Raw genomic sequence first — 15241 nt, forward strand, 5'->3', positions numbered from 1 at the left:
AAATTAGTTTGCGGTGTTCCTGATTAAAGAAATGGCGTGGTCGGTCAGCCAGGCGCTGTGGAAGTTGTTGATGACGTTGGGGACCTTGCCCTGGACCGCGTCGATAAAGTAATCGATCTGGGAAGAGTATTCCTCTCCCCTGAGGTAAAAGGCGACGTTCTCCTGGAAGTCGGTAAGGTTCTTGACGTTCCAGCCTTTGCTATAGCCGGGAGGACAGTCGGCCTCGCGGAAAAATACTTTTAGCTCGTTGGCGTCGGATATGATTTTGCCTTTTGTCCCCTGGATGGTGATGGACGTGGACATCTTGCGGTAGGTGTCGTCGCTCCAGTTGACGGACAAGACACCGGACAAGCCGCTGCGCAGCTCCAGCAGGGAATACACGCTGTCTTCCACGTCTTCGGAATAAATGGATTTCAGCAGGGACGACTTTACGCGCTCCACAGGGCCCAGCAGGTCGTTAACCAGGTCGATTACATGGGAGGCATAGTCCAGGAGACAGCCACCGCCCTCTTTGGGATCGGAGCGCCAGGTGGCTTTTTTACGTACGGTCACCACGGGTCCATACGCCTCGGCGGTAAAATGATAGGGTTCACCGATGGCTTTTTCTCCAAGAAGTTGTTTGACTTCCCGGAAGGTGCCGATGAATTTGTTGTGGTAGCCGACCTGGTTGACCAGTTTTTTCCGTTCCGCCAGGGAAGCCAGTTCCTTCCCCTCCTGGGGGCTGAGACAAAGCGGTTTTTCCCCGAACACGTGGATTCCCTGGTCCAGGATGTCCTTGATCATGGCGTAGTGGAATTTGGTCGGCACGGCCACAAACACCGCCTCGGGTTTTGCCTCGGCAACCATCTTTTTGTAGTCGGCGTAACAGGGGACCCCGCTGTACTTTTGAAGAAAGTCGGTCACCATTTTTGAGGTATCGCAAACGCCGACCAGGGTCACGTCCGGGTGCGCGCCGAGGATGGACAGGTGGGAGATCCCCATTTTACCTGCCCCGATAACTGCCACTTTTACCATGCTATTTTGTTCTTTTGATGTGCAATAGGTGAAGAAGGACGTCCTTGAAAAACACCATCTGGTTGCCGGTGTTCCTTTTGAAAATTTCCGGCCGGATAAAGATCCGCACCAGCCATTCCAGGCGAAGCGTGACCCATATTTTGGCGGGCCGCTTGCTGTTGCCGGCGTACCAGTCGAAGACATTGCCGATGGCGCAGATCACGCGGGCGTTGACGGCGTCCCGTTGTTCGTAACCCCATTTTTCCTGCTTGGGCGCGGTCATCCCGATAAACAGGACGTGGGGTTCAAAGGCATTGATGGCGTCCACCATCGCCTGGTTGTCGGCTTCGGAAAACTCGCTTTTGAAAGGAGGAGAGTAGGACCCCAGGGTGATGTGCGGGAATTCCTGCGCCGCCCGGGCACTGATCTTGTCCAGGGTCTTCGGAGATGATCCAAGGAAAAATACTTTCCAGCGCCCTTCCTCCGCCCGGGCCATCAGGTAGTCAAAACAGTCCTGCCCCGCGATCTTTTTGATGTTTTTGCCATGGATCAGCATCGAGCCGATGGCGACGCCCATCCCGTCCAGGACCAGCACGTCGGTGCCCTTGAGCGCTTTTTTAAAACCCTCGTCCTTAACGGCAAGACCGTAGGAATTCGGGCTAAACGTATTGATGAGGTGCTTCCTGGAACCGTCCAGGTCCGCGAGGGTGCCGCTGAATACGTTGTATCCAAGGACGTCCACAGATTTATACATATATCAAGTGTATTCGAGTGTGCTTAGGTAAAGGTTCAGCGACCGCGGCGCAAGCCCCAGGCGGATCCTGGCCCGTTTGACCAGCCGCCGGAAGGCGTGGATATAGTCCCTGCCATCGAGACGCCGCACCTCCGCGGGGGTGCCCCCAAAGGCCCGGATTTCCCGGATCCCGCCGATGCCGACCTGGTAGGTTTTCCCGGGATCGTAGTGTTCGGGGAAGGACATCCTTCTTTTTTGAAAATGGATATACGCGTATCGTTTTGCCTGGACGGCCCCGCCGGTCACGTAGTAACGGACCAGTTCGCCGTTTTCCAGGAGGAAAACCTCGTGTTCATAGCTGTTGCCCGCGCCCGCGGTGCACCGGAACCGGTAGTCGTTGGGCCGGATGTCGGCCACGATTTCCTCCAGGTACATTTTGAGCCCGGCCTTTTGCGCCACCCTTCCGATCCCGAGCCATTCGTCAAAACCACAGGATTCCTGGGTCTGGAACACAAAGCGGAGGCGTTCCACGGCTTCGGGGAAACAAACCTCGTTGACCCTGGGGATGTTCCGGAACAACCCGAAGTGCCCCCGGTTAAAGACCTTGTCCGGTTGTCCCTGCAAGGCCTCTTCCAGAAAGGGCGTCATGTCCCCAAAGACCATATCCAGGTCCGTGTGCCCCCAATAGTCATACCCCTCGATCAGGTCCTGGTACAACAGTCCCCAGAAGGGTCTGTACTCCGAGAGCTTGTACGGGTACTCCAGGGAGACCGGGTAGCCGATCAACCGGGAAAGCCCCTCCCTCAACGCCGCAAGGGTGGTGGGGACCCACGTCACGTCACCCGCCCCTTCAGGCCGGGGCTGGTCGGTAATGAAAATCAGGTCAAAAGGTTGTCTCCTGGCCGTATCCAGCCAAAAGGAGAAGCCGTTGGGCAGGGGCCCTACCCAGACGACGAATATGGCGATTCGGGACATGTGTTGACATTTTTCAACAGGTCAGGGTCGGCGGTAAGCATGGTCTTCAACCGGGCGCCGAAATTGTCCCAGGAATGGTCCGTCACAAAAGCTCGTACGGAATCCTGATTCAATTGATAGTCGTACTCGTATCTTCGGAAGAGTTCCGGTAGGTCCTTCAATTCTTTATACAAGGAAACGAAGTCATAAGTGGCGAGGTCCCTGAAGGCCCCGCAGTCTGGACCCAGGATCCGTTTACCCGCCCGGAGGCTGTCGATCAGTACCCCCGAGGAAAGCACCGACGTTTTGCGGTAGGTAAACAGGATGCACTTTGTTTGCCGGAAAAGCCCTTCCAGGGCGTCTTCGGCGATATAGTCGTCGACCAGTTTTATGTTGCCCTTTACATACGGTTCGAGCGCTTCCCGGTAGCCCGGCGCACACTTGCCCTGGATGTGGATCCGGAGCGTCCGGAGGTAAGGGTCCTGGTCCGCGAAGCGGAGGAATTCCAGGACGCCTTTGTAGGGGAGCAGGGAGCCCCAGATGAGGAGGTCGATCGGCGGAGGGTCGGCCTCCGGGCGGGGGGCCGCGTTGTCCGCTGCGGCGCCCGCGATGTCCGCTGCGGCCTCCGCGATGTCTGCCGCGGCGATGTCCGCGATGTCTGCCGCGGCGATGTCCGCAATGTCCGCGGCGGCGGGGCCCGCGATGTCTGCCGCGGCGATGTCCGCGATGTCCGCGGCGGCGGGGCCCGCAATGTCCTCCGCCCGCAAATGGCTCGGATGCGGCACAAACCGCAGGTTCGGCAACGCCGCCGGCAAGTCGCAGTCCGTCGAATGCACCACGATCAGCGTCGCATACCGCGTGAGCGCCTTGCGAATGCGCGCCCCGAGCCAGGACTTTTTCCCCGAGTGGTTGTCCTTGTTGTGCTTGATCCAGACGATCTGCTGGCCGCGCAGCTTCAACACGGGCAGCGCAAGGAGGAACACCAGCGCCTGGACGGTTCCGGACTTGCGCAGGGGCAGGTCCTCCACCCAATTCAGGACCAGGACGTCCGCCCGGAAACCCTTCCGGAGCAGGTCCCGGAAGGCGTTGGGCGCCGTCTGCGGGTCGACCCCCAGGGACCTTTTCAGGTTTTCCACATAAGGGTTCCCCCCGCCCATGAGGTGGCGGGGAATGTTGGGATATACGTAAACCATCATTGCGCTTGGGGGCCTATCTGTGCAAAGGGTACCGGCTGCCAGCCCTGTGCCTGGGCAAGCTGAGGCGGGGCGTTTAGCAACGTAAAGTCTTTGCGGGCGGCGTCCTTAAACCCGGGGTCCTGGCTGGTCATGTACACGTTGGTGTTGACATAGCTGGTCTTGTCGGCATACACGCTGACGTTCCAGCACAGGGAATTATACGTATAGTTCTGACGCGTGGCCAGGTGTACGGTGTCCGTCAGCCGGGCGAGCTGGGGGTATTTCTGCTGGTATACCGATGAACGGATGTCCACCTTGCTGTAGTATTGTTGCAGGTGTCCCGCGTCGGTGATGGCTGCCCGGTAGACCTTGTCCGGCCATTGGGAGTTGGAAAAAGCCTTGTTACAGTCGATAAAATAGTTGTCCCGGAACGTATTGTCGCTGCCGCCGTTGACGTGGATGACACCGAAATTGTAGGTGCCCGGGGTGCTGCACTTATAAAACACGTTGCAGTTTACCTGCATGCCTTCGCTGGCGTCGTCCAGGTAGATGGCGCAGACGGATTCGCGGGTGGTGTTTTGGATGTTTTCAAAAAAGTTGCATTGGATGACATTCCCCGTGGAGGACATGTCCCTCCCGGTGCAGACGGCGCCGGCGTCGGTGACCAGGGTAGCGACCCTGTTGATATGGTTGTACGAGATGTCCTGGTCGTTGCCATAATACTGGATGGCGGAGCACTGGGCGTCGTGGATGTAGCAGTGCGTGATGTGGTTCCGGACCCCATCCATAAAAAAGGCCGGGGAATAGGTTTTGTCGATACGCGAATAATTGAAGAGTTCGCAGTTGGTCGCCGTGTTGTCGGCGGGCACCAGGTTTTTCCGGTCGCCCCCGTCGAGGATGATCCCCCCGGTGCCGGTGTTGTACACGGAGCAATGCTGGATGGTAAAATGGGTATTGTTACCCGAACCCTCGTGGGAGGCGAGCTGGATGCCCACCGTGCCCAGGTCGTAAATGGGACAATGCTGTACCACGATATGGTCCGTCCCCTCGGCGTATATACCTTGTCCCCGGCCGCACTCGATGGCGATCCCCTGGATGGTCACGTTGGAGATGTGTGACAGGCGCACAATGGGCTGATCCAGGACGGATACTTCGACCGTGGCCTGGGCCAGGCCGTTATCCGGCGGCATGAAGTACAGGATGCCGCTATCCGGGTCTAGGTAATATTCACCGGGCTGGTCAAGCTCTTCCAACAGGTTGTAGATATAAAAGCCGCGGACGGACTCGCCGTTTTTGAGGATGTCGTTGCTTTCGTCGGCGGTGGCGTATACCCCGTACCAGGCGGGGTCCTGGAGGTGGATGGCCTGCCCCTGCGGGTCGACCGTTGCGACCTTCACGTAGTCGTCCGAATACCCATAGGACAGGTAGCCGCCGATCCAGGCGTGGTTGGCCGTTGTCCACCGGCTCATCCGGGGATCGGCACAGGCAAACACCGCGCCCCGGTTGTCGTGTTCCCCGTTCCGGGGGATGGAGCCATGGTCCTGTACGTTGCCGATGGGGATCGTGCCCGCATTGGGGTAGCGGGCAATCGTCATCGGGCTTCCGTTGTAAAACAGCTCCAGGTTCGCGGGGACATTTAGTTTATAGCCGTGGGGCAGGGATTTCCCATAATCCGTAATTCCCATGGCCTTGAGGTTGACCTGGTAGACCTTGCCGCGGGATCCGGCCGGCAGCCGCCGGAGGATCGCCGCGTCGGTGACCAGGTGGAAGTCGTTGTTTTTGAGCTGCACGCCCCCGGAAAACACCACCTTTTGGTTGTGGTCCGTGGTCAGCATGATGTTTCTGGACGCATCGGGTCCGTTGCCCGAGATCAACAGGCTTTTGGGGAACGAATAATAACCCGCCATCATGACGACGGCGGCGTTGAGGGGCCCCTTGATGTTTTTAAGGGCTTGGAAGGCCTGGTCCGGTGTGGCAAAGGGCGCGGACTGGGTCCCCGGGTTGCCCGCGCTACCGGTGGGCGACACATAAAAGGTCACGCTCTGGGGCGCGGGTAGGAAAGAAGTGCAAGCAAAAAGGATAAGGCAGGCTAGCGTACGCATGGGCTCACTTTTTAAGGATAATCAATGGGATATTGTGGAAACGGGCAGCAACTTCCGAAAACGAGCTGTAAAATGAACCGAAGATCTTTTCCGAACGGGAGAGGATGATCATGTCGCTGGCGGCACCCTGGATACCCTCCAGGGTGTGGCGGTCCAGCTTTGGGATCCGCGACACCACGATCCGGTCTCCAAAGCGTTCATGGAACTGCTGACGCACGTCCGCCGCGTCGGTGCTCAGGTAAAATAACGTGGAAGGTTCCTCCAAAAGTATTTCCCGGATCTTGTCTTCAAACATCCCCAGGGGGCTGTGTTCGATCGACTGACGGTTGTCCCCCTGGCGGATGTGGATCCCGACATACCGCTGCGCGGGTACGTCCGTGCGCTCGTGGATATGCCGGTTGAAGAACACGAAGTTTTTATTGATCGGGTGGAACTCGTGGACCGTGTGGATATAAATCGTTTTTGGTGTGCCCACGTCAATGGTGCTGCTGTCCCTGACGTCATTATACGCCGCCGCCTTGTACCAGGCCTTGAGCCAAAGGAACCGTAGGGACGCCTTGGGTACATTGACCACCCTGACCTTGTCGATGGGCTCGAAAAGGTCTTCGAAGCGCGCGTTCAGCTCGTCCGCGACGACCCAGTACGCGGTCACCTTGTAATCGGTGACCCCGCTGTCTTCCAGAAGGTTGAGAAGACTATTGATGACCCGGATCCGGTTCCCCAGCCCCGCGGTGACAAAAAGACCGATGTGTTTGCTCATGTGTCCAGTAATGGAAAGTATTTAATGGTATAGTCCAGCGTAGAGGTCCGCTGTCCGATCACCTTGGCGGGCACGCCCCCCGCGATGCTCATGGGCGGTATGTCTTTGGTCACCACCGCGCCCGACGCAATGACGCTCCCCCGGCCGATGCGGACGCCCGGAAGGATAGTGACCCTCGACGCGATCCACACATAATCCTCGATCACAACGTCCCCGGACCTGGAAGAAAAAAGGTTCGACTGCGGATCGTGCTCCAGGGTAAAGATCCAGCTCCCCCGGGCGATGTCCACGTTGTTCCCGATGATGATCCGCGCCTCCCGGCCGTCCAGCAGACAAGACGGGTTCACCACCGAATGATCCCCGATCTGGATAAAGTCCCTTTTGAACTTCCGGTTCAGGATTTTGACGTTCGGTAATACATTGGACCCTTTTCCTAAAATGACATAGCAGCGGACAAGCGGCAACCGTATAAAGTGGATCGGTATTTTGCTGATAAACGAATTGTACAAATAAATTCTGACGGCTCTGACGATGTTCGCTAGGAGGGTCCCCATAAGATCTGCTTTAAAGATTTGGCCAGGACTATAGTATACGTACGCAGCAGCGTGCTCCAGCCCCTCAGGTGGTTCGCATGACGGGCGGTGAACTGCATGTTCTGCTTCAGGTTAAATCTTGAGCCCTTAAAATACAGCATCTTTTTCAGGTCCGAAAGCCGTTTTGGTCCCCCCACCGTCGTCCCCCGGTTGTTCAGGATCCGCAGGGTAGGGATGGCAAAAGCCTTGGTCTGTTTGTCCTTCGCCCGCAAAAAAAAGTCACTGTCTCCATGGTATTGAGGGAAAATTTTTGCATCAAAGTAGTCCGTGGTTTTCAGGACGGATGCCGGGATCACCGTCCCCATCCCCCCCGACCAGTCCACCGGGATGATGCGCCCATAGTCCGCCCCGTCCTTCTGGTTCCAGCCGATCAGGGTCTTCTTCCCCCGCCGGGCGTCAAAATAACACCCGAAGTTAAAAAGCACATCCGGCTGGTCCTGCCAAAGGATCTTGGACACCAGGATCGACTCCCGGTACACCGGATCCAGCGTCATGACCTTCTCCAGCTCCGTGAAATATTCCGGGTCACACTCCGTATCGTCGTTCCAAAGAATCACAAAGTCGTCGTGGAGCGTCTCCACCGCATACCGCGCGCCCACATTCACGCTCCCGCTCCACCAAAGGTTCCCGTCCCCCTTCAGCAGGTGGATGTCCGGATAGTGTGCCGCAATCCAGTCGGCGCTCCCATCCGTGGAGCCGTCGTCGACGACGATGACGTGGAAGGTGCTGCCGCCGGCGCGGCTGGAGACCGCGGTACCCGCCTGGTGCGCGGCAGCGGCCCCGCGGTAGCGGCCCAGCGCCTCATAGAGGTTCGCCAGCCCCTGCCGGGTCAGCTCCAGGCGATTGTGGATGGGTATAACGATCGAAAAAGTCATGCGTTTAGGTATACTTGAAGCGTTTGCCGGGCCGCCTCGTCCCAGGAAAAGCGATCCAGGTTCCGGGTAGCGCGGTCCACGAGGACGGACCGCAAACCGCTGACCTGTTCGAGCGGGCCCTCCAGGCTTTCCGCAGCGCGGGGGTCGAAATACAGGGCCGCGTCCCCCATGATCTCGCGAAAAACGGGTATGTCGGAACACAAGACCGGGCACCCGGCCGCCGCCGCTTCCAACAACGGGATGCCAAAGCCCTCGTCGAGCGAGGGGAAAACGAAGCACAAGGCGTGGCGGTACAACCGATACAATTCCTCGTCGGTGGTGCCGGTCAGCCAGTCGGTGAGGGGCGCCAGCCGCAGGCGCTCCACTTGCTGCAACTCGTCAGGGAGTGGGGCGGGCCCCACCACCTTTATGCGGACGCCGTGCCGGCGCGCAAAGGGGGCGACGCCGTCGGCAAACAATGCGAAATTTTTATAGGACGACCGCAGACCCACATAGAGAAGGTACGGCTGGCCGTTTCCGGAGGACGCGGCGGTCGCCCCGGTCGCCGCGGAGGCCGCTGAGGCCGCGAGCAGCATGTGGCCGGCGGCAGCCTCGGACGCCGCGGACGCGGCGCGCGCGGGGGGGGCAGAGCGCGCTGCAAAGCGCTCAAAATGATCCGGCCGCCCATGCGGAATCACACTCACGCGACTCTCCGGCACATCATAATATTCCAAAAGCCCCGCCTTCGTCGCCTCCGAAATAGCAATGATATGCGCCGCCCGGGGGATCAAATTCTTTTTCCTAGCCACCAGCTCCCGCCCCCGCGCGTCCATAAAGAACCGCTCCGGGATCACGTCGTGTATGGTGAGCACAAACGGCGGCAACCGCCGGGCGGACAAAAAGTAGTTATCGTAGTAACTCGGGTGAAACACGTCAAACCTGCGAACGAAGGTCTTTGTCGCCGCCTGGTTGAGCGACCGCAGGACGGCCTTACCCTTCAGGTTCAGCAACCGGAACGGATCCGGAAAAAAACCAAGGTATTTATTCGAGGAGCCGAAGACCCCAAGAACCGACCGGTGCCCGGAAGCACCCCGGTTGATGGCATGGTGGATCTTCGCATGGTAGTGCGAAATCCCTCCATACCGCTGGGCCAGGAATATCTGGTAGTCGACCAGGATGTTCATAGGGAGGCTTTCCACTGTTTATAGGTGTTCCCGCCGATGACCATGAGGAGGACCATGAGCAGTTGCATACGGAAGTCGAAGATCATGGCGGGGTCTACGGCGTTGTTGATAAATACGCACAACAAAGCGCCGAAGACGGGTACGCCGAGCACGAATTTCTTATTCCGGAGCCCGGCACGGAAGACCTCAAAACTGTTGCGGGTAAAGAGCACCAGATACATCAAATACACGCTGAAACAAAGGGCGCCGAAGGTAAACAACAGGGTGAGGTAAAAGCTTTCCACGTGGCCGGGGACCGTCGTGAGGATGTCGTTTTGCATATTGCGCCAGCCGTAGCGGTAGAGTTCCATGTTGAGGTTGCCGGGGCCGGCGCCGAACAGCGGGTGGTCGAGCCATACATTGTAGCCGACGTTCCAGAGCGCGAGGCGGCCGCCCTTGAAGTCCGTGCCGGTGTCGTTGACCCGGCTGAGGATGGGGCTGTTTTCGATCAGGGTGGGGAGGTAGATAAAACCCGCGGCGAGCACGACCACGGCGGCGGCGGCAATAAGGCCTCTTTTCGCCCGGCTGACGGTGAGGAAATACATCAGGCCGATACAACCGAGAAAGGCGACCGTCGCCGTCCGGGAAATGGTAAACGTGATGCCGGCGAGCCCCGCGCCGATGATGACCCAGGTAAAGACCCGGCTCCGGCGGACAAAGGCGGCGTAGCCGTACATCAGCACGCCGACCACGGACAGGTAAAACGAAAAGGTGAGGGCGTTGCCGAAGGGCCCCCATACCCGGAGCATGTCGAGGCCGTCGTCGTCACCGGTATAGGCGGTATTGGCGTTGAGTTCTTCGGGTTTGAAGATGTCGAAGTCGGAAATCCGCAGGAACTGCATGGTTGCGATAAAGACCGATACCAGGAAACCGGCGAGCAGCCCTTTGTAGAGGCTGTCGAGGGTGGACTCCAGGAAGCATATTTCCGCGAGGAGGTAGTAGATCCCCCCCACGATCAGGATGGTGGTAAACTGGGCGATGCCGACGTTGGTGACGAGGTTAAAGGCGCTGGACACAAACGTCAGGAGCGCAAACGCCAGGTAGTATTTGGCAAAACCAGGCAATTTATTGCGATGGGGGTTCAACTGGAAATAGGACTTGCCCAAAAACAAGTACAGGAAGACCAACAACCCCAGGACCTGTTTCTCATTCCCCAGGGTATGGCCGGTCTTCGCCCAGGCGCCGAAAAAAGGAAGGGCGGCGCCAAACAAAAACGCGAACATATCCACGATGCGGACCTTGGTCTTCATTTGTATAAACCTACGATGGAGAACAGTTTTCGGCGAACCTTATACAGAAAGCTGGTTTTATAGACGAAGTGTTGGGAGAACGAATATAGGTCCCCCTCATAGTTCGGGACGATCAGGTCCACGTCCCGGATACCGCCCTCCAGACCCACGAGCGGTTTGCCCGATACGGTGGGGTTAAAGGATTTTGTATGGGTGGCGTGTTCGTCGAAGCCGATGTTTGAGACCAGGTTGGTGTTGGGCATGATGCTGACACCGTTATTTTTCCATACCGAAAAAACCCACTGGTAATCCCAGGTGTCGATGAGTCCTTTTTTTGTTTTTGAAAAGGCATCCAGCCAGTACTCCGAAGAGCCTTTGGGGGTGATGACGCTTTGCTCCAGTTTTTGTTCGAAAAATTCCTCCAGGCCCTGCATCCCGATGTCGTATTTCTTCCAGGCCCTGGCCCAACTGGCCCAACCCCAGACGTGGCAGACCTTTGAGAAATAATAAGAACCCGGGCCGCGCCGGTGGCCGTCCTGGAAATTGACGCCGTTGATGTGCATCACCGAAGTGTCGTCGCGGTAGCGGTCGAGCAACCAGGCGCAGTAGGAGAAAAAAGAAGGGTCGGGGAGACAGTCGTCTTCCAGGATGATCCCCTCGGGCTCGTGTTCGAAGAACCAGGTGATCGCGGAGCTGACGGCCTTTTTGCACCCCAGGTTTTCTTCGCGGATCAGGCGGTAGACGGTACAGTCCCAGTCGATGGTATCAAACAGTTTTTTTGTGTCGGCTACACGCGCCGTGTCGTCTGCCCTGCCGGCCCGGGGGCCGTCGATGGCGATGTACAACCGGGCCGGTTTGGCCTGGCGGACGGCGTTCAAGACCTGGGCGGCGTGTTGGGGCCTGTTAAAGGCGATCATCAGGATCGGTGGCGTCATTACAGGTAGTTTTTCGAAGACGGCTTGAAGAACACGAGGAACGACTTCGCCTGCAGGATAAACAGCTCCCGGGTTTGTTTGATGAACACGTTCGAGAGCACGGCCGCAAAAAGCTGCGCGATACAGGTGGCGATGGCGGCGCCCATGCTGAGGTACCTGGGGATCAACACCAGGTTCAGGACGATGTTGACAAAAAGACCGGTCATGGTAAAGATCAGGATGTACCGGGTACAGTTCCGGATGATGTACCAGTTGCTGGCGCCGACGCCTAAGAACACAAAGACCCCCGTCCAGATGTGTACCGACAGGATCTGCCCGATGCCCGCAAAACGCGCCCCGTACAGGAAATGCGTGATGGGGCCGGAGAAAACGGTAAAAAACAACGCGACGCTCACGGATATGGTCGTCAGGATGTTAAACAGTTTCTGATACCCCTCCCGGAAGGCGTCCTCGCCCCGCTCCCGCATCTTGACGATGGACGGGTAGACCGATATGGAAATCGCCCCCGCGACAAAGTAGTGGATCTCGCTGATCCGGACCACGGCGCTGTACCGGCCCACCTCTGCGTACCCCGCCAGCGACTTCAGCATGAGCTGGTCCAGCCGCATATAGAGCATGATAAAAAGGTCGGAGATGATCAGCGGCCAGGACAGTTTAAGGGTCTTCCGGGCAAACTCCCAGTTGAAATACCACCCGGCCGTCGTCTGTTTGGAGATCCGGAAGTAAAACAGCACCAGGATAAACGTACCCAAGATCGTTTCCGCGATGGTCAGGCTTGTAAACTGGATGATCGTAAAACCTAAGTATAACCCGATGGCCTTGACGATGTTGATGATCAGGTAGGCGGTCGACTTGGCGATCACCGTGTTTTTGGACTCTACCCGGGACTGGTTGAACAGGTCGAACAGGTCCTGGCCCTGGAGGATACACTGGGCCGACAGGATGATCAGGAGGATCCGCGTCACCTGGTCGTCGTGCATGGTGAGCGAAAAACAATAAATCGCCAGCATCGTCAACGCTCCCGAACACAGCTTCAGGATCAAGGCCGTGAAGAGGATGTCGCCCCGCTTGGGGTACTTGATCATCTCTGTCAGGACGATATTGTTCATCCCCAGGTTGACCAAGGGGATGGACAAACCGATGATGCTGCCGGCATAGTTGAACTTTCCGAAGTCGATGGGTCCCAGGTACCGGGTGACCCAGACACCGACGACCAGGCTGCCCAGGAGACGGATGACTTTATCGAGAACGACCCAAAAAGAGTTGAAAATGATTTTTTGCTTGGTCTTGAGCCTGTAGAATACAGACAAGGCAGCTTCCATGGCCATATAATGGTCAGTTTACGTTGTTGACTTTCTTGCGTTTTTTCTTCTTGCCCTGGCCGTTTTCGCCGTATCCATAGTTGTACGAATACCCGTAGCCGTAAGCGTATCCGTACCTGCCCAGCCCCCGGCTCTTGATCCCGTTAAAGATGATGCCCATGTTCTTCAAACCGTGCAACCGGATGTTGGCGTCGAGCACCTTGATGCTGGACTTCGGCGTGACGGCGTGCCGGACGACGTACAGGTTCGCGTGGCAAAGCGGGGCGATCAGGTAGCTGTCCGTAACGGGGTTGATGGGGGGGGAGTCGATAATGATGTAGTCAAAGATCGTGTCGAGGTAGTCCAACAGGGCCGCGACGCGCTCACCCGAGATCAGCTCGGAGGGGTTGGGCGGTATGGGCCCGGACGGAATCAAAAAGAGGTTCTTGTGCACGCTGGTGCTTTTGATGATCTCGTCCCCTTCCTTCTGCCCGATCAGGTAGTTGGTGATCCCCACTTCCCGCGAAATCCCAAACGCCTTGGAGACCGCGGGTCTTCTCAGGTCCAGCTCCAGGAGCACGACCTTTTTGTCCGACATCGCGAGCGCATGGGCGAGGTTGGACGAGACATAGCTCTTGCCTTCACCGCTGATGCTCGATGTCACGAGGATGCGTTTTTTCTTGCTGTTGATCCCCAGGTAGGTGAGGGTGGTCCGGAGCTGCCGGAACTGTTCCGCCACGACGCTCCGGCCGCCGTCCGCAGCGGCAAAGTGCTGGTGGGACCCATCATAGATGACCTCGGCCACGACGGGGACGGTGGTCATGGACTCGATTTCCTTGCGGAAGATGATATTTTGGTTAAAGACCTCGCGGATGGCGACGTACACCACACCCAGCCCCAGCCCTACGATCAACGCAAAAGCATAAATGATCATGCTCTTCGGGCTGACCGGCGCGCCGCTGGCTTCCGCGTCGTCGATGATGCGGGTGTCGGAGACCGCGGAATTATAGGACAGGGCCGTTTCCTCCCTTTTCTGCAGCAGGAAAGAATAGATGCCGTTTTCGATCGTCTGCGTTCTGCTGATGCTGAGCAGCCCGCGTTCCTTGGCGGGGAGGCCCTGCAGGATCGAGGCGTATTTGCTGCTTGTGCCTTCCAGGGCGGTTTTGGCGGAGAGCAGGTTGGTGCGCTGGTTCTGGATGTTTTCGAGGATGTTGGGTTTCATCCGGTCGATCTGGCTTTGCAGCGTCAGGAGCATCGGGTTGTTCTCCGCCGTCGTTTTCCGGAGACCGGCGTACTGCGCTTCCAGGGCGTAGAGTTGTTGCAGGAGCGCCGCCAGTACCGGGTCGTCGACCCCAAAGGTGGAGGGCACGAGCCCGGGTTCGTTGGACTTGGACTTGATGTACTGCTCGATCTGGTCCATGACTGCCAGTTGTACGTTGACCTGGCTTAGTTTCTGGTCGTTGTCCCCCACGCTTTCCAGGTAGGCTTCTCCCTGCGCGCTCAGGTCGACGATGCCCGTCCGGGCCTTGTACCGCTCGATCCCGCGCTCTACGGAGTCCAGCTCGCCCGTCACCAGGCCCAGCCGCTCGTTGATGAATTTCAGGGTATTGGCCGCCAGCGCATTTTTGTCGTAGATGGCCGCCTTCTGGTAGACGTCGATGAGGTTGTTCAGGATGATCTCGCCCCGCGTGGGTACCGGGTCCTTGTAAGTCAGGTCGATGACCGAGGACAACTTGGTGGCCTGGCTGGCCGTCAGGTTATGGAGGACCCCTTCGGCCGTTGACTTTACGCTGATCAGGGAAAAAAACAAGGGCTTTTTCTCCACCGGCGCCACGTAGTTGGGGTTGGGGATGAAGCGCAGGACACCGATGCTGTCGTAGACCCATTCATTCAACGGGTAGCGCTTCCCGTGTAAGATGACCTTTTTGTCCGCGCTGTCGTAGCTAAAGTATTCCTTCTTCCGTTCCACCAGCGAATCCGGGTTGGGCACCTGGATGATCACCGGCGAAAAGATATATCCCGACACCGACTTGATCTTCCCCTCGTAGGTCACCGGGGCGTACAGGGACAGGTTCCGGACCACTTCCCGCATCAGTACCCGGGACTGGATCACCTCGATTTCGTTCTCGACAAACTTCTTCGATCCAAAAAGGTCCAGTTGCTCCATCAGGTTCTGGTCGTCGACCCCCTTTTTCTCATCCTTGACGAGGAAAGACGCCTTGACTTCGTAGATCGGGGTCGCGTACCGGAGGTATATTTTGGCGACGATCCCACACACGACGATGGAAGCCACGAAAAGGGGCCAATAGGGCAGGTACTTGAACAAAATCTGGACAAAAACATTTTCGTCCTCGTCTTGCCTGTTGGGGCGGCGGAAAGTGCGCATGGT

General features: G+C 57.7%; 13 protein-coding genes. All 13 read right to left on the reverse strand.

The annotated features are described in order from the left end of the window. Positions 1–3 precede the first annotated feature (3 nt). From EDB95_RS13915 to EDB95_RS13975, 13 genes are read right to left on the reverse strand one after another with little or no spacing between them, the layout of a single operon-like run. Entirely contained in the window at positions 4–1014 is a 1011-nt protein-coding gene (locus EDB95_RS13915; RefSeq protein ID WP_133994407.1) for a Gfo/Idh/MocA family protein, read from the reverse strand. A gap of 1 nt (position 1015) precedes the next feature. Further along, entirely contained in the window at positions 1016–1747 is a 732-nt protein-coding gene (locus EDB95_RS13920) for a WecB/TagA/CpsF family glycosyltransferase (protein ID WP_133994408.1), read from the reverse strand. A gap of 3 nt (positions 1748–1750) precedes the next feature. Then, complete coding sequence (locus EDB95_RS13925; protein WP_133994409.1) at positions 1751–2701, reverse strand: DUF6625 family protein; 951 nt, start codon at positions 2699–2701, stop codon at positions 1751–1753. Continuing rightward, positions 2668–3876, reverse strand: coding sequence for a glycosyltransferase (locus tag EDB95_RS13930; protein WP_133994410.1), 1209 nt, complete (start codon positions 3874–3876; stop codon positions 2668–2670). The genes EDB95_RS13925 and EDB95_RS13930 overlap by 34 nt, the downstream gene beginning before the upstream one ends. Next, positions 3873–5957: a right-handed parallel beta-helix repeat-containing protein gene (locus EDB95_RS13935; RefSeq protein WP_133994411.1), complete on the reverse strand. Its 2085-nt coding sequence runs from the start codon at positions 5955–5957 to the stop codon at positions 3873–3875. Before EDB95_RS13935 ends, EDB95_RS13930 begins: the two co-directional genes overlap by 4 nt. 4 nt (positions 5958–5961) lie before the next feature. Beyond that, entirely contained in the window at positions 5962–6717 is a 756-nt protein-coding gene (locus tag EDB95_RS13940; RefSeq protein ID WP_133994412.1) for an O-fucosyltransferase family protein, read from the reverse strand. Beyond that, entirely contained in the window at positions 6714–7271 is a 558-nt protein-coding gene (locus EDB95_RS13945; protein WP_133994413.1) for an acyltransferase, read from the reverse strand. Before EDB95_RS13945 ends, EDB95_RS13940 begins: the two co-directional genes overlap by 4 nt. After that, positions 7256–8185 (reverse strand): glycosyltransferase family 2 protein, encoded by a 930-nt coding sequence (locus EDB95_RS13950; RefSeq protein WP_133994414.1) that lies wholly within the window; start codon positions 8183–8185, stop codon positions 7256–7258. The genes EDB95_RS13945 and EDB95_RS13950 overlap by 16 nt, the downstream gene beginning before the upstream one ends. Next, the gene (locus EDB95_RS13955) at positions 8182–9348 is read right to left on the reverse strand and encodes a glycosyltransferase family 4 protein (protein ID WP_133994415.1); all 1167 of its coding nucleotides are present in this window, start codon (positions 9346–9348) and stop codon (positions 8182–8184) included. The genes EDB95_RS13950 and EDB95_RS13955 overlap by 4 nt, the downstream gene beginning before the upstream one ends. Beyond that, on the reverse strand, positions 9345–10637 hold the full coding sequence (locus tag EDB95_RS13960; RefSeq protein WP_133994416.1) for an O-antigen ligase family protein: 1293 nt from the start codon (positions 10635–10637) through the stop codon (positions 9345–9347). Before EDB95_RS13960 ends, EDB95_RS13955 begins: the two co-directional genes overlap by 4 nt. Continuing rightward, the gene (locus EDB95_RS13965) at positions 10634–11551 is read right to left on the reverse strand and encodes a nucleotide-diphospho-sugar transferase (RefSeq protein WP_133994417.1); all 918 of its coding nucleotides are present in this window, start codon (positions 11549–11551) and stop codon (positions 10634–10636) included. The genes EDB95_RS13960 and EDB95_RS13965 overlap by 4 nt, the downstream gene beginning before the upstream one ends. Next, a complete protein-coding gene (locus EDB95_RS13970) occupies positions 11551–12879 on the reverse strand; it encodes a flippase (RefSeq protein ID WP_133994418.1) in 1329 nt (442 codons plus the stop codon). Before EDB95_RS13970 ends, EDB95_RS13965 begins: the two co-directional genes overlap by 1 nt. A gap of 7 nt (positions 12880–12886) precedes the next feature. Further along, entirely contained in the window at positions 12887–15238 is a 2352-nt protein-coding gene (locus tag EDB95_RS13975) for a GumC family protein (protein WP_133994419.1), read from the reverse strand. Positions 15239–15241 lie beyond the last annotated feature (3 nt).

Origin of the sequence: Dinghuibacter silviterrae (assembly GCF_004366355.1) — a bacterium.
Taxonomy (GTDB): Bacteria; Bacteroidota; Bacteroidia; order Chitinophagales; family Chitinophagaceae; genus Dinghuibacter; species Dinghuibacter silviterrae.